This is a genomic window from Xanthomonas sp. CPBF 426, from assembly GCF_903989465.1.
Lineage (GTDB): Bacteria > Pseudomonadota > Gammaproteobacteria > Xanthomonadales > Xanthomonadaceae > Xanthomonas > Xanthomonas euroxanthea.
The window spans coordinates 3,677,956-3,693,428 of the sequence record NZ_LR861805.1; the positions used below are offsets into that span (position 1 = coordinate 3,677,956).

Here is a 15,473-nt window from a genome sequence, read left to right on the forward strand (position 1 = left end):
GCATCGGCCGCCAGCGGTACGTTCCATGTAGCGTTCCACGCACATGACGCCGGCTGGGGCGAGGCCCATGGCAGCCCTTGTCGGGATTGGCCCGACGGCAGGTGAGCGGGCGGCAACCGGGCGCTTGACCGGCGCGCGCGCGCGCCCCTATCGTGAGCAGATGGACAACGCCGCTGCCCTCGCCCAGATCCGCGCACTTGCCGCCCGTGTGGAGGCCCTGGTCGAGCGTAGCCAGCGGTTGACCGACGAGAACCGCAGCCTGCGCCATCAGCAGGAACAGCTGATCGGCGAGCGCGCGCAGCTGCTGACCAAGAACGAGCAGGCGCGCTCGCGCGTGGAAGCCATGATCGTCCGCCTGAAATCCCTGGAGCAGCACACGTGAGCACCAACGAGCCGGTCAGCGTGCACATCCTGGATCGTGAATACACGGTTGGCGTCACTGCCGAGGAACGCGAGAGCCTCACCGCCGCGGCGCGCCTGCTGGATCTGCGCATGCGCGAGATTCGTGGCAGCAATCGCATGGCGGCGGTAGATCGTGTGGCGGTGTTGGCCGCACTCAATCTGGCGCACGAATTGCAACAGCTGCGCGATCAGCAAGCGCTCTACGACCGTGAATTGGCCAATACGCTGGACAGCTTGAATCGCCGCCTGGACAGTGTCTCCGACACACCGCGTTGAGGTGCGGTTCGCACTGTCGTCGCAAATATGAACTTTCAATTGCGCCGGCCGACGAATGGGCTAGCCATCGCGCAGCAGAGGTCTATACTTCACCTGCGTTCTCTGCTGTAAACGACAGCGTGCAAAACATTCGCCTTGTCCCTTAATTACGACCACGGGGGCGCGACGAAGCCGGGAGTGCAAGTCCGCCTTGTAGCGGGAAGCCCGATGGCCTCACAACGTCCCCACTTGAACCCCGGGTTCAAGGTCGTTTCGCCCGCATCGTTCACGGCGGAGAATGCAAATCTGAAACGGCGCCTTCGGGCGCCGTTTCTTTTTGTGTGCCTGAAACATCCGGCATGTGCACGCAGCGTGGCTGCGCCACTGCTGCGATCACTGCGCCCGGACATGATGCGCGCATGCGCGACGCGCAACCCGGCCACCGCTTCACGCGCATGCGCTCAGCGACAGGCCAGAGCCGTGCAGGAGCTGGAAATCCGCCGATACACACGCACTAGGCAGGCGCAGCCACGCCATCGACAATACCGGCCCGCCTATCGCTGCGAGACACCATGACCGACGACCGAGACGCCTTGCGCCAGCAGTTGCGCGCGCTGCGCCGCAGCCTGCCGGCGACGCAGCGACTGGCAGCCGCCGATGCGCTGGCCGAGCGCCTGCTGGCGCTGCCGTTTGCGCCGCAGACCGGTGCGGTGGCCGGGTACTGGGCGATGGATGGCGAAATCGCGCTGCACCGTTGGCAACTGAGTCTGCCGGCCGGCGTGCGTTACTGCCTGCCGGTGCTGGACGGGCGCGTGTTGCGCTTTGCGCCGTGGCGGCCGGGCCAGGGCCTGGTCAGCAATCGCTACGGCATCCCCGAACCGGACGTGGAACGCGCCGACCTGCTGGCAGCCGAGGAAATGGCGCTGGTGGTCACGCCGTTGACCGGTTTCGATGCGCAGTGCAGGCGGCTGGGCATGGGGGGCAGCTGGTATGATCGCAGCTTCGCGTTCCGGCATCGCCAGACGCCGCCGCCCTGGCTGGTCGGCGCCGGCTTCGCCGCGCAGCAGTTGCCCACCTTGCCCACCGAATCCTGGGACGTGGCAGTGGATGCGATCTGCACCGAACACGCCACCTTCCTGAAGGACGACGCCGTTTCCGTATGACTGCCCGCAAGCGCTACTGGTTGATGAAGTCCGAGCCGGACACGTTTTCCATCGATGATCTGGAGCGTGTCGGCACCGAGCCGTGGAACGGCGTGCGCAATTACCAGGCACGCAACTTCATGCGCGACGGCATGCATGTCGGCGACGGAGTGTTCTTCTACCACTCCAACTGCAAGGTGCCGGGCATCGTGGGCATCGCCAAGGTCTCCAGCGACGCGTATCCGGACGAGGCCCAGTTCGATCCCAAGTCCGACTACCACGACCCCAAGGCCACCCGCGAAGATCCGCGCTGGATGCTGGTGGACGTGGCCTTCGAACGCAAACTCAAGCGCACGATCGCACTGGACGAGATCAAGCAGCAGGCCGATGCGCTGGGTGAAGGCTTCCCGCTGATCGCCCGCGGCAACCGCCTGTCGATCCTGCCGGTGACCGCCGCGCAGTGGAAATTGCTGCTGGCGATGGAATAGCCGGGATTCGGGGATTGGGATTGGCCCACTGCCCGCCCGCGTTGCACCGCTTTGACGAATCCCGAATCCCCAATCACTAATCCCGAGCTCTTACCCATGTCCGAAGCAAAACGCCTGGCCGCCGAAAAAGCGATCGATTACGTGGAAGACGGCATGATCGTCGGCGTCGGTACCGGCTCGACGGTGGCCTACTTCATCGATGCCCTGGGCCGCATCAGCCATCGCATCAAGGGTGCGGTGTCCAGCTCCGAGCAGAGCAGCGCGCAACTCCGGCGCCATGGCATCGAGGTGCTGGACCTCAACCACACCGGCAATCTGTCGCTGTATGTGGATGGCGCCGACGAGTGCGACCCGAACCGCTGCCTGATCAAGGGCGGCGGCGCTGCGTTGACGCGCGAGAAGATCATCGCCGAGGCCAGCGAACGCTTCATCTGCATCGTCGACCCGAGCAAGCAGGTGCCGGTGCTGGGCAAGTTTCCGCTGCCGGTGGAAGTGATTCCGATGGCACGCAGCCTGGTGGCCCGGCAGATCCTGGCGCTCACCGGCGGCCAGCCGGTATGGCGCGATGGCGTGGTCACCGATAACGGCAACGTGGTGCTGGACGTGCACAACCTGCAGATCACCGACCCGGTGGCGCTGGAGCGTAGCGTGAACCAGATCCCCGGCGTGGTCTGCGTGGGCCTGTTCGCGCGTCGCCCGGCCGATGTGGTGATCGTCGGCGGCGAGCCGCCACGGGTGATCTGAGCGATCGCACACGGCCACGCGCACACGCATTTCCGGCCCGAATTGCGAAGTAATGGCGAGCGGGCCCTGATTGCACGCAATGATCCGCTCAACGCGCCACAGCCGCTTGACGCACGCGCCCGCTTGGCAGATGGTGCGGCATCCCCGCCCGCTGGTATGCCGTATGCGCCGTCTTCGCCTCCTCGCCCTTGCGTCCTTGATCCTGCTCGGCGGCTGCGCCAGCAGCGGCGGCAGCTGGGTGGAATTGGCCGGTACCCGCTACCAGGTGGAGCTGGCGCAGAACGATGCCGATCGCGCCAAGGGCCTGATGTTTCGCGATGCGATGGCGGACGATCACGGCATGCTGTTCGTCCACGACCGCCAAGAACCGCTGGCGTACTGGATGAAGAACACCAAGATCGCGCTGGACATCCTGTATTTCGACGATGAGCGCCGGCTGGTCTCGCAGCAGCGCGACGTGCCGCCCTGCTCGGCCGGCGATGCCTGCCCGCCCTACCCCAGCAAGCGCCCGGCCCGTTACGTGCTGGAACTCAACGCCGGCCAGGCCGCCAGGATCAACCTGCAGGACGGCGCCACATTGACCCTGAGCCCGGACATCCCAAAGCTCAAGTAAATCTCACACCGCAGGCCCTTGCTGTCAGGAAGTACCGGACTTGAACCACGCGCCAGTTGCCGACACTCTTGGCAGCATGGTCGACATGCTCCCACTTCCCCATTGGACCGCACTCGCCAGCCTGGACGACGACGCAGTGCCGTTGATGTCCACCGCGCTGCTGATCGCGCGCGACGAGTATCCGCAGCTGGACGCCGAGCTGTACGACACGCTGGTGCAAAGCCACGTCGAGCATCTGCGCCGCGAGGTGGAGGCGATCGACCTATGGCCGTTGAAGATGGCCGCGGTCAATCGTTATCTGTTCGACGAGCTGGGCTATTCGGGCAATCACGACGAGTACTACGACCCGCGCAACAGCTACCTCAACCAGGTCTTCGAGCGCCGCCTGGGCAACCCGATCTCGCTGGCGATGGTGCAGATCGAAGTCGCGCGCCGGTTGGGCATTCCGCTGGCGGGCGTGTCGTTTCCCGGGCATTTCCTGGTGCGTTTGCCGGTGGACGACGGCGTGCTGGTCATGGACCCGTTCAACGGCGGCCGCCCGCTGGGCGTGGACGAGCTGCGCGAGCGTGCGCGCCCACATCTGGGGGGCGAGATTCCCGACGACCGCGCCCTGGCGCAGATCCTCGACCCCGCGCCGCACCGTGCGATCCTGATCCGCATCCTGCGCAATCTGCACGGCGTCTACGCCGATGCCGAGCACTGGGACCGCGCCGCGCGCAGCGCCGACCGCATCCTGAAGCTGGTGCCGGACCAGCCCGAGGCGTTACGCGATCGCGGCATGGCCTATCTGCATCTGGGCCACCGCAACGGCGCACGCCACGATCTGTCGCGCTACCTGCAGCTCAATCCCGGCGCGCAGGATGCGACCAATCTGCATGAGCACCTGGTCGAACTGAGCAGTCAGCGCGCGCGCGCGCACTGAAACCACAGCTTGCCGCGTCGTCATCAGCGCCCGCCCGAATGGAAGCAGGCGATGTTGTGGCGCGCAAAACGCACCAATCCAGCCGAACGGGCAGCGCCTCAGTCGATCTCGACCATCTCGAAATCGTCCTTGGTCACGCCGCAATCGGGGCAGGTCCAGGTGTCGGGAACGTCCTGCCAGGCGGTGCCCGGGGCGATGCCTTCTTCGGGGATGCCGTCGGCCTCGTGGTAAAGAAACCCGCAGACGACGCACATCCAGGTGCGGTAGGTGGTCGTGGATGTCTCGCTCATCGGATAATCGCGGTCACGCAACGGTGGGACTGCATTGTCCCATCCCACCCACCGCTTCCGGAAGCGCTTCCATGCCCGACCTGCACAACGCCCGCGGCGTCTACCTCATCACACCCGACGAGCCCGACACTGCGCGCCTGATCGCGCGCACTTTGCCGCTGCTGCCCGCTGTCGCCTGGCTGCAGTACCGCAACAAGCAGGCCACCGCGGCGCTGCGCCTGGAGCAGGCCAGTGCGCTGCACGAGGCCTGCGCCGCGCACGCCGTGCCGTTGATCATCAACGACGATGCGCAGCTGGCATTGCAGGTGGGCGCGCAGGGCGTGCACCTGGGTGAAGACGATGGCGAGGTGGCGGCCGCGCGTGCGCTGTTGGGCGAACAGGCCATCATCGGAGTGTCGTGCTATGACGAGATCGCGCGTGCGTACGCAGCGGTCGCGGCCGGTGCCAGCTACGTGGCCTTCGGTGCGTTCTTCCCCACCACCACCAAGGTGACCACACGTCGCGCAACGCCTGCGTTGCTACAGCAAGCTGGAGCGCTGGGAGTGCCACGGGTGGCGATTGGCGGCATCGCGGCTGCGCAGGTGCCCGCGTTGGTGGCTGCGGGCGCCGAGTTGATTGCGGTGGTCAGCGGCGTCTATGCCGCGCCGGATCCGCTCGCGGCAGTACAGGCCTATCGGGCCGGGTTTGCACGGTAGCGCGGCTGGCAGGTAACAGACAACAGATAACAGAGGTTACCGGCGACACGCGCACGCGAAGACACCAGAAACCGAGATTCGAGTCGAAGCGTCGTTTATCAGATGCAGTCACAAGCTGAGTGCGTCGAGTGCGCGGCGCCCTCACCGCTCGCGGGACACGCCGTGCATCCGTCCCTGGAGGCTCCATGGCGGCATCCATGCCGCCAAGAGTCCCGCAATCGGTGAGGACACCGCACCAGACAGTTGGTCGGCGCTCTTGTGAAAAGCTGTCTCTCGTGCGGTATGCATTAAGACGTGAAGCCGTTGCTCCACGATCCAACGAGGCGCATCCAGCACCGCTCTTACCGTGCACACCGACCATCTCGATTGGTCCTTGCCCGCTCACCGTCGCGGGACCCTGAGCGGCATGGATGCCGCGCCGGAGCCTACATGGACGTACTTGCGGCGCGTCCCGCGATGGTGGGCGGGCAAGGGCCGTGCAGCCAACTCGCAGCGTCGTGTTCGCGGTGCCCTCACCGCTCGCGGGACGCGCCGTGCATCCGTCCCTGGAGGCTGCGTGGCGGCATCCAGGCCGCCAGAGTTCCGCAATCGGCGAGGACACCGCACCAGGCAATTGGTCGGTGGTCAGGCAACCCCTGGGTGTTGCGAGACCTGCGTTGAGTGAGAAACTCGGAGTGCGCTTGTGGAAAGCCTGCATGCCGCTGGAACTGCGATGCGGGATTTCCTGAGGCAACGTGATACGACCAGCGCACGTCATGCTCCGCTCTTGACCACGCACACCGACCATCTCGACAGGTCCTTGCCCGCCCACCGTCGCGGGACCTTACGCGGCATGGATGCCGCGTAAGAGCTTACAGGGACGTACTTGCAGCGTGTCCCGCGACGGTGGGCGGGCAAGGCCCCTGCAGCCAAGCCGCAGATCAACCGCTCTACACCTGCCGCGCGTCGTACGTCAGATGACTGAAGCGGCTTGAGCGCCAGCACCCAAACACCAAAAACAAGGCAGCGACGCGTGCCATCACGCGTCGCTGCCGGCGCTAACCTTATTACCTGCCTCGATCAGAAGTCGTAGCTCAATGTCACCCGGCCCGAGCGCGGTGCCTGATAGGCCACGACCTGGTCCCAGAGCGGGTTGGTGGTGTTGTCGGGCAACTGCGAGAACGGATAGATGTTGGTTGCGGTCTGCTCGTTGGTGATGTTGAACACGTCGAAACGCAGTGCCAGCTTGCCGGCGGCGAATGCCGGCTTGTAGGTCACGCCCATGTCGAGCTGCGCGATCCAGCCCAGCCGTCCCTGCGAGCCGGGAGGCGAAGCCACGCCGGTGCCGGTTTCCGGGTTGTAGCAGTAGTGGTAAGGACCGCCGGTGATCGCGCTGCCGCCATAGCCGGCCGGATCGGTGCCGGTGTAGTTGTCGCCGTAGTAGTTGCCCAGGCAATTGTGCGGTGCGCCGGAGATCAGGCTGAAGTTGGCCGACGCACCCCATTGCGGAGTGAACTGGTAGAAGCCGAACAACTTGAGCTGATGGCGGTGATCGTTGGACTGATCGCCGTTGAAGTGTTCCATCAGCGCCGCGTGGTCCCAGCTCTGCGTGGTGGAGACCGAGGCCTGGCCCTGGTAGCTGCCCAAGGCGCCACCGGTGCGCCACAGGTCCGAACGCACCTGGCCCTCGGTGGTGCCGTAGCTATGCGACCAGACGTAGTTGACCTTGGCGTACCACTTGCCGTCGAACGGACGTTCCAGGTTGAACTCGACTGCCGAGTAGTTGCGCTTGAACTTCGGGAAACCCGCCGCTTCGCGGCTCACCGATACCTCATGGAACTGGCCATCGGTGCCGATCACGCCCCAGGTATTGGTCTGGCCGGGATTGATCAGCGATGCGCCGGCAACCTGCGAGAAATCGATGGTCACGCCCTGCGCGGCCGCAGCGGCGATCAATGCGGTATTGGAGACGTCGTAGTTCTGATCGTCGATACCCGCATTGAGGCGGCGATGCGTGCCGCGCACGCCCAGCACCCAGCCGGTCTCCAGCTGCTTGGTGAAACCGAGGATGACTTCGTCCTGGTTCTCGCCCTCGATGTCCTTGACCACTGCAGTGCGCACATCGGCGATGCGGCCGAAGCGCGAGTTGGCCGACACCGCCGACCCCAGCTGCTGCGCCAGAACCGGCGTGCCATCGGCATTGATGCCGCTGTAGGTGAAGTAGGTATCGGTGGTGGTGGCCGGGGTGAACAGGCTTACTGCCGACAGCGGCAGGCCAAGGTAATAGCGGCCGAGGTTGCCGAACACCTTCAGGCTGGAATCGCCGTTGACGTCCCAGCTGAAGCCCAGGCGTGGCGCCCAGGCGTTATCCACTTCGATGTACGGGTCGCCGAACGGGGTGTAGTTGGTGAATTCGTCCTTGCGCAGGCCGATGCTCAACAACAGGTTGTCGGTGACCTGCCACTTGTCTTCGATGTAGTAGGCGCGCTGCTTGGCCTCGTAGGAGTACAGGCTGGTGTTGATGTTGCGCACCACGTAGTAGCCGCTGGACCCATTGACCGGATCGACCAGGCCCGGGCTCGGCGCGCCGATGCCGCCGGCTTCGTTGGCCGACTGACTGACCAGTCCGCCCGTCCGCACGCCATTGGGATCGTTGGTCTGGCCGTAGGTCCACGCAAAGCCGGGGCCGGACAGCACCGAACCCACATCGATACCTTCGGACTTCTGGTTGTCGATACCGAAGTTGAGCGTGTGGTGGCCGATACGCCATTCCAGATTCAGGCGCTGATTGTCTTTCTTGTATTCGCGGTCCGGTGAACTGACCGAGGTGACCAGCTGATTGCCGATGCGCGGGGTGCCGCCGGTGTAGGCCGGATTCTGCAACGCAGCGCTGTTGATGACCGGGCCGCCGGCCGCGTCGTAGTTGAAGGGCGTCAGCTCGTCGGGCGTCTTCATCTTGCCGTACAGCGCGGTCACGGTGAGGTTGTCGCTGAGATAGCCGGTGTACTTGCCGGTGAACAAGGTCGGGCCGGTCTTCCAGGTGGATTCGTCGGTGAAATAGCTGCCGCGCTGGCGATTGACATAGTCGTAGCGGTAGATCGACCCGTTGGTCTCCGCCTCGTCGCTGGCGCCGGTCACCTCGATCAGGTGGTTGTCGGTGATGTTCCAGTCCACCTTGGCGTACCAGCGTTTCTGCTTGTAGTCGTAATCGGTGAGGCCGCCGGTGCGTCCGTTGTCGGTGTCGCGATTGGTGCCGACGCGTACGCCGTCCGAATCCACCTGCTCGGCAGCCAGGAAGAAGAACAGCTTGTCCTGGATGATCGGCCCGCCGACATAGGCGCTGTAGGTGGTCTGATTGGCTTCGGCCTCGCTGGCCGGCTGGTACAGGCCATTGGCCGCGCGCGCATAGCGGTAGGCGGCGTTGTTGATCGCGCTGCCCTGGCTGTCCGGGCGCCAGTAGATATCGCGCTGATTGGCACGCAGGCCATTGGGTTCCCAGATCACCGCCGCGCCAAATTTCCACTCGTTGGTGCCGCGCTTGCCGATCTGGTTGATCACGCCGCCATTGGCGCGGCCGTACTGCGCGCCATAGCCGCCGGTGAAGATTTCCTGCTGGTCGATGGCGCCGTACGGCAGGGTCAGACCACCCAGGTTGTTGCTGATGGTGGTGGTGTTGAAACCATTGAGGTAATAGGCGTTTTCGCTGGCGGCCGAGCCGCCGAAGCTGGGCAGCGAGCCACCGAGCGGGCCATTGTCGAAGCCGCCGCTGTTGACCACCACGCCCGGTGCCAGCAGCGCGATTGCCTCGGCAGTGCGGCCCAGCGGCAGCTGCTGCAGCTGCTCGGCGGTGACCACGGTGCGGGTGTCCACGCTGCTGACGTCGATGGTGGTCAGGCCCGCGGCGGTGACGGTGACGCTGTCCAGGGTCTGCATGCCGCTCCCCGAAGCGGCAGCGAACGAGACGTCGGTGTTGGCGCCGACGGTGATCGCGACGTTTTCGCGGGTTTCCACCACCGCGCCATCGCGCTTGACCGTGACCTTGTAGGTGCCCAGCGGCAGATTGCCGGCGGTGTACCGGCCGCGTGCATCCACCGGCACTTCGCGGCTAAAACCGCTGTTGTTTTCCACCAGCACGCTGGTGCCGCTGCTCTGTCCCACACTGCCGACGATGCTGCCGCTGGTGGACTGCGCGTGGACGCTCCCCATGGCCACGACCAGCGCCAACGCCAAGGCACGCTTCTGGATACTACGGTTCATGTTTTCTCCCCAAGTCTGGAACTGTCGGCAACGCGACAAAAATGAACGGCGCCAATGGCTACCGGAATCACACTCTCTGAACATCTGCCGCAGCAGACCAATGACCACCGGTCATTTGCTCATGCCAAACCGTCGATACCCTTGCGTTCGATCATAGGCAGCCGGATCGCCCTACCCGTGCGCTCCGACGGGTAGGCAGGCATCTGGTGGGTAGGCGGACGGGGGCCGCAAGCCTGACAATGGCGGGTGCGCCGCCCGCAGTCGGGCAGCGCCGCCCCCAATCGGTACCACTCAAGGATCTGCGCGCATGAACCACACCCGCTCCCACGCCCTGTTCGCCCAGGCGCAGACGCTGCTGCCCGGCGGCGTCAACTCACCGGTGCGTGCATTCAAGTCGGTCGGCGGCGAGCCGTTCTTCGTGGCACGCGCCGATGGCCCGTATCTGTATGACGTGGACGACAACCGCTATATCGATTACGTGGGCTCGTGGGGGCCGATGATTGCCGGCCACAATCACCCCGCGGTGCGCGAAGCGGTGGAGCGCGCGATCCGCGATGGCCTGTCGTTCGGCGCGCCGTGTGCGGCCGAGGTCACCATGGCCGAGACGATCCATCGGCTGGTGCCGTCCTGCGAGATGGTGCGCATGGTCAATTCCGGCACCGAAGCCACGCTGTCGGCGGTGCGCCTGGCACGCGGCGCCACCGGGCGCAGCCGCATCATCAAGTTCGAAGGCTGTTATCACGGCCATGGCGACTCGTTCCTGGTCAAGGCCGGCAGCGGCATGCTGACCCTGGGCGTACCGACCTCGCCGGGCGTGCCACCCGGCCTGAGCGAGCTGACCGCCACCCTCTCCTTCAACGACTTCGAAGGCGCCACCGCCATGTTCGACGAGATCGGCGCCGACGTGGCCGCGGTGATCATCGAGCCGGTGGTCGGCAACGCCAACTGCATTCCGCCGCAGGCCGGTTACCTGCAGCACCTGCGCACGCTGTGCACGCGGCACGGCGCGCTGCTGATCTTCGACGAGGTGATGACCGGTTTCCGCGTCGCGCTGGGCGGTGCGCAGGCGCACTACGGAGTGACCCCGGACCTGAGCACCTTCGGCAAGATCATCGGCGGCGGCATGCCGGTGGGCGCCTACGGTGGCCGGCGCGACTTGATGGAGCAGATCGCGCCGGCCGGCCCGATCTACCAGGCCGGCACCTTGTCGGGTAACCCGGTGGCGATGGCGGCCGGCCTGGCGATGCTGGAGCTGGTGCAGGAGCCGGGCTTCCACGCCCGCCTGAGCGAGGCCACCAGCGTGTTGTGCGAGGGACTGGAAGATGCCGCGCGCGCCGCCGGCGTTGCCGTCACCACCAACCAGGTCGGCGGCATGTTCGGCTTGTTCTTCACCGACGACATCGTGGAGAGCTACGCGCAAGCCACCGCCTGCGACATCACCACCTTCAACCGTTTCTTCCACGCGATGCTGCAGCGGGGCGTGTATCTGGCGCCGTCGGCGTACGAGGCCGGCTTCATGTCCAGCGCGCACGATGCGGCGGTGATCGATGCCACGCTGGCCGCCGCGCGCGAGGCGTTTGCGGAAGTGGCGCACTGAGGCATCCAGGCGTTGCGTTGCCGGCGACGGGCCCGGCAACGCTGACCTTTGTGGTGCGTTGAAAGTGAGGTGTCATCGCCTGCGTCGCGGTGGCTGCTGGTGACGCTGGCCGCGCAAGACGCCGGGCATCGGTGCGGGCCTGAGACGCTCTTTAGGCCCCCGCCGACGCTGAACAGGCGCGGCGCCGGCGCTGCAGCCGGCTCGATGGCGTCCAGACGGGCCCGGCCGTTCCTAGCGGTGGCGCACACCCTGCGCCACCGCAGGCTCCATTCAGGCGGCGGCGTAGCGACAGGCTTTGCTTTTGTCTTGTGGCTGTCATACCTTTCTGAAAGGTGTCCATGGACGGGCATGGGTGGGGACCCTCGAAGCAGCCGATGGACGTTGTCGCCGGTCACGGTGACGCCTGTGCATCGCCGCTGTTTCATCACGATCTGCAGCGTGTCGAGCCGGCGCGCTGCCGACGCTTGCCAGGGCCGCCCTCGCCTCATGCTCAAGCCTGTTGCGTTGCTCACGCCGCGCCCCTCACCGCCGCGCGATTCCGCTGTTCCCGATTGGCTGCTCGCCAGCAAGCTGGAGCCGCCGCTGCCGCGTCCCGGAGCGGTGGTGCGCAGCACCTTGCTGGCGGCGCTGGATCAGGCGCAAGCCCGGCCGCTCACCCTGCTGCTGGCGCCGCCCGGATTCGGCAAGACCACACTGCTGGCGCAGTGGCATGCGCAGCTGCGCGCGCGCGACCACGCCGTGGCCTGGCTGTCGCTGGACGAAGAGGACACCGATGCCGCGCGCTTCCTTGGCCACCTGGCGTTGGCGCTCCAGCACGCAGGCGCCGATCCGGCACTGTGTGCGGCGGTGCTGCACAACCGCGACCAGGATCCACGCGAGGCGGTGACGGTGCTGCTCCGCGCGCTACGCACGGCGCCCCGGCGCATCAGCATGATCCTCGACGATTACGACCGGCTCGGCAGCGGCATCGTCGACGAGCTGGTGCTGCGCCTGGTCGAACACGGCGGCGGACGTCTGCACCTGTTGCTGGCGACCCGGCGCGTACCGGCACTGCCGCTGGCGCGGCTGGATCTGCAGGCGCAGCTCAGCCGTCTCGGCAGCGCGCAGCTGGCACTGGATGAGCCCGAAGCGCAGGCGTTGCTGGGCCCCCAGGTGCCGGCGCCGGTCGTGGACGAATTGCTGCGCTACACCGAAGGCTGGCCGGTGGCGCTGCATCTGGCGCGCTTGTGGCTGGAAGGCGGCGCGCAGCGTCAACAGGAGGTGGCCGCGCGCTTCTCCGGCCGCAGCGCGCAGATTGCCGCGTATCTGGCCGAACAGGTGGTCAACGACCTGGATGCCGACACGCGCGACCTGCTGTTGCGGACCAGCCCCCTGGAGCGCGTCAACGCAGCGCTGGCCGATGCGGTGCGTCAGTGCGACGACAGCGGCCGGCTGCTGGCGCGCCTGGAACATTTCCACGGCCTGCTGGTGCCCATGGATGGCGAGCGCGAGTGGTTCCGCTATCACCCCTTGTTTGCCGACTTCCTGCAGCAACTGCTCGATCGCGAACATCCTGGCCAGGCCACGCAACTGCATCAACGGGCCGCACGCTGGTTTGGCGATCATCGGTACCTGGCCGAAGCGGTGCGGCACGCATCGCGTGCCGATTGCGGCGACCTGGCCGCCAGCTACATCGCGCGCGCCGGTACCTGGCAACTAGTGCTGACCCACGGCACGCACGCGGTACGCGCACTGCTGCGGCATTTCGAACACCGCACCATCCGCGACACCCCGGCGCTGAATCTCACCCAGGCACATCTGCACGCGAAGCTCGGCGAATTCAGCCATGCGCGCCTGCTGCTGGAACGCTTCCGCGACTTTCCGGCTGCGCTGCGCGAGCCCCTGCAACGCGACTACACGGTGGTGGTGGCGCTGTTGCGCGATCGCCTCGACGAGATCTGCGGCAATCCGCATGGTCTGACCCAGATCGCCGCGCAAGCCTCCGCGCTGGACGAGGACGACCACCTGGGCCGCGGCATGCTGCTGTGCATCTGTGCCACCACCGCCATTGCGCAGGGTGCCTTTGCAACTGCCGAACGCTACGCACTGAACGCACGCGATGCGATGCAGCGCGGCGGCAGCGAACCAGGCGCGGGCCAGGCGCTGCTGGCGCTGGGCCAGAGTTTTTTCTATCGCGGACAGCTCGGTGACGCCGAAGCCTGTTACCGGCAGGCCCTGAACTGGTGCGCCCGCTCCCCGCAGCTGGATCGCGTGCTGGAGGCCGCCGGCCAGTGCCTGCTCGCACAACTGCATTACGAACGCGGCCACCACGACGACGCGGCCGACCTGCTGCATCCGGCACTGGAATTGCTGGAACAGCACGATGGCGGCATGGACGTGCTGGCCGCCGCCTACGACACCGCGCTGGGATTGGAGCGTGTGCGCGACCACAGCGGGCGTAGTGCCTTGGCGCTGCTCGAACACGTCGAGCAGATCGCGCACGGGCGCAAGCTGACGCGCCTGTCGGAACTAGCTGCAGCATGGCGTTTGATGCTGTTGCTGGAGCATCCGGGCAATGCCGCCATCGATGTGCTGATCGCACGCACCGGCGGCGAATCCGGATTGGCGCATACGCTGCGATCGCCCCACCGCTGGCGCGACCGCGCGGCGATGGGCTTTGCGCTGGCACGCTGGCATCGGCTGGCCGGACGCAGCAGCGCCGCGCTGACCATCCTGGGCCAGATCGAACAGGCCTGTCTGGCCAACGACAACCTGTGCCACCTCGCGCGCACCCGCGCGCGTATCGCCCTGGTGCTGCAGCAACGCGGCGAACTGGTCGCGGCGCTACCGCACCTGTATAGCGCGCTCGACCATGTGGCACTGACGCAAAGCTGGCAGGCGATCGTCGAACTTGGACTGCCGGCCAAGGCGATGCTGCGCTCGCTGCGCCAGCACGACCCGCATACCGTCGGCGGCACCACCCGCGCACTCACCATCCAGGCCCTGCTCGAACGCCTCAGCGGCGACGAAGACCCGGCCGGCGACATCTTCAGCGAACGCGAGCTGGAAGTGCTTGCGCAACTGGCACGCGGGTATTCCAACAAGCAGATCGCACGTTGTTTGCATCTGTCGGAAAACACCGTCAAGTTCCATTTGAAGAATCTCTATCGCAAGCTGGATGCACGCAGCCGCGAAAGCGCGTTGGCGCAGGCCTTGCAACGCGGGTTGTTGCGCGCAGCCGATCCACCAGGCAATTCGGAAACGGTGCCGGGCTGACCTCCAGCTACGGCGCTGACGCGCGGCAAGACGCCACTTCGGGCGGCCGGAGGCGGTGATGACACCTGCACGCGGCGGCAAGCTGGTCTATCTCGGCATCCAGAAACGGCCCGGTCACGACAACACATGGAGCCTGCCACAACAGCGCGCCTTCCTTTACGCGCAGTTCTCCGCGCACCGTCTACGACGGTCGCTGGCGCTGCCGTCCGCTCCGCTCACGATTGCTTGGAGCACGCGGCGTGACCGCGTGCCAGCTCCCTCGCCTATCGCTCCTGCCGCGGCCACGCGCCTGCGGCAGCTGATGCCTCACCCGAAACTCAGCGTGCCCTTCATCATCGCCCAGTGGCCGGGGAACGAGCAGAAGAAGGTGTAGTCGCCGCCCTTGCTCAACTTGCTGGTAGCAAAGCTCACCGTGGTGCTCTCGCCGCCGCCGATGACCTTGGTGTGTGCGATCACGCGCGCGTCGGACTTGGGCAGATAACTGTCGGCGATGGTGGAGCGCACGCCGGCATTGGCCACTGCCTGGAAGTCGGCGGACTTGGTCAGCACCCAGTTGTGGCCCATCACCGTGGCGGCCATCTTGCCGGAGTGCTTGAGCGTCAGGTCCACCTGCGTGCAGTCGGGTGCCAGCTTGATCGCGCTCTGGTCGAACTTCATCTGGTCGTTGCCGGTGATGGTGACGGCGCAGGTGCGCGCCCATGCCGACGGTGCCAGCAGCACCAATCCAATCACGGCAACTGTCGAAAACACTTTCAAAGGAACACTCCTGCAATAAGGGATGCGCGACGCCCAGCGCGCCTGGTCACACCAGCGCATCTGCATGCGCCGATGTTG

13 protein-coding genes and 1 other RNA gene are annotated in these 15,473 nt (G+C 66.1%); 11 read left to right on the plus strand and 3 right to left on the minus strand.

The genetic code is table 11. The annotated features are described in order from the left end of the window. The first annotated feature begins 160 nt into the window (after positions 1–160). The 8 genes from H7A87_RS15590 to H7A87_RS15625 all read left to right on the plus strand — a co-directional run bounded on the left by H7A87_RS15590 (position 161) and on the right by H7A87_RS15625 (position 4,566). Positions 161–382 carry a TIGR02449 family protein gene (locus tag H7A87_RS15590; RefSeq protein ID WP_024938110.1) on the plus strand — a complete coding sequence of 74 codons (222 nt, stop codon included), beginning with the start codon at positions 161–163 and terminating at the stop codon, positions 380–382. Next, on the plus strand, positions 379–678 hold the full coding sequence (locus tag H7A87_RS15595; protein ID WP_119127467.1) for a cell division protein ZapA: 300 nt from the start codon (positions 379–381) through the stop codon (positions 676–678). Before H7A87_RS15590 ends, H7A87_RS15595 begins: the two co-directional genes overlap by 4 nt. A gap of 96 nt (positions 679–774) precedes the next feature. Further along, positions 775–959: non-coding RNA, 6S RNA (gene ssrS, locus H7A87_RS15600), on the plus strand. A gap of 270 nt (positions 960–1,229) precedes the next feature. Beyond that, positions 1,230–1,820, plus strand: a complete 591-nt coding sequence (locus tag H7A87_RS15605; RefSeq protein WP_119127466.1) for a 5-formyltetrahydrofolate cyclo-ligase — start codon at positions 1,230–1,232, stop codon at positions 1,818–1,820. Beyond that, positions 1,817–2,287: an EVE domain-containing protein gene (locus H7A87_RS15610; RefSeq protein WP_180496749.1), complete on the plus strand. Its 471-nt coding sequence runs from the start codon at positions 1,817–1,819 to the stop codon at positions 2,285–2,287. The genes H7A87_RS15605 and H7A87_RS15610 overlap by 4 nt, the downstream gene beginning before the upstream one ends. A gap of 96 nt (positions 2,288–2,383) precedes the next feature. Further along, entirely contained in the window at positions 2,384–3,031 is a 648-nt protein-coding gene (rpiA, locus tag H7A87_RS15615; RefSeq protein WP_104648848.1) for a ribose-5-phosphate isomerase RpiA, read from the plus strand. 163 nt (positions 3,032–3,194) lie between these two features. After that, complete coding sequence (locus tag H7A87_RS15620; RefSeq protein WP_026064588.1) at positions 3,195–3,644, plus strand: DUF192 domain-containing protein; 450 nt, start codon at positions 3,195–3,197, stop codon at positions 3,642–3,644. 40 nt (positions 3,645–3,684) lie between these two features. After that, positions 3,685–4,566 (plus strand): SirB1 family protein, encoded by an 882-nt coding sequence (locus H7A87_RS15625; protein ID WP_104584728.1) that lies wholly within the window; start codon positions 3,685–3,687, stop codon positions 4,564–4,566. A gap of 98 nt (positions 4,567–4,664) precedes the next feature. Here the strand turns inward: H7A87_RS15625 and H7A87_RS15630 are convergent, their stop codons facing one another. Then, entirely contained in the window at positions 4,665–4,904 is a 240-nt protein-coding gene (locus tag H7A87_RS15630) for a rubredoxin (RefSeq protein ID WP_047124717.1), read from the minus strand. Between the two features lie 23 nt (positions 4,905–4,927). On the opposite strand from H7A87_RS15630, the gene thiE reads away from it, so the two are divergent. Continuing rightward, the gene (gene thiE / locus H7A87_RS15635; protein WP_016903553.1) at positions 4,928–5,551 is read left to right on the plus strand and encodes a thiamine phosphate synthase; all 624 of its coding nucleotides are present in this window, start codon (positions 4,928–4,930) and stop codon (positions 5,549–5,551) included. A gap of 1,059 nt (positions 5,552–6,610) precedes the next feature. Here the strand turns inward: thiE and H7A87_RS15640 are convergent. Further along, positions 6,611–9,787 (minus strand): TonB-dependent receptor plug domain-containing protein, encoded by a 3,177-nt coding sequence (locus tag H7A87_RS15640; RefSeq protein ID WP_180496751.1) that lies wholly within the window; start codon positions 9,785–9,787, stop codon positions 6,611–6,613. Positions 9,788–10,094: 307 nt separating this feature from the next. Between H7A87_RS15640 and hemL the strand changes: the two genes are divergently transcribed. Together hemL and H7A87_RS15650 are read left to right on the plus strand one after the other, a co-directional pair. Then, on the plus strand, positions 10,095–11,384 hold the full coding sequence (gene hemL, locus H7A87_RS15645) for a glutamate-1-semialdehyde 2,1-aminomutase (RefSeq protein ID WP_104584063.1): 1,290 nt from the start codon (positions 10,095–10,097) through the stop codon (positions 11,382–11,384). Positions 11,385–11,870: 486 nt separating this feature from the next. After that, entirely contained in the window at positions 11,871–14,639 is a 2,769-nt protein-coding gene (locus tag H7A87_RS15650) for a LuxR C-terminal-related transcriptional regulator (RefSeq protein WP_119127462.1), read from the plus strand. A 306-nt stretch (positions 14,640–14,945) separates the two neighbouring features. On the opposite strand, the gene azu is transcribed toward H7A87_RS15650, so the two are convergent. Further along, positions 14,946–15,395 carry an azurin gene (gene azu / locus H7A87_RS15655; protein ID WP_119127460.1) on the minus strand — a complete coding sequence of 150 codons (450 nt, stop codon included), beginning with the start codon at positions 15,393–15,395 and terminating at the stop codon, positions 14,946–14,948. Between the last annotated feature and the right edge of the window lie 78 nt (positions 15,396–15,473).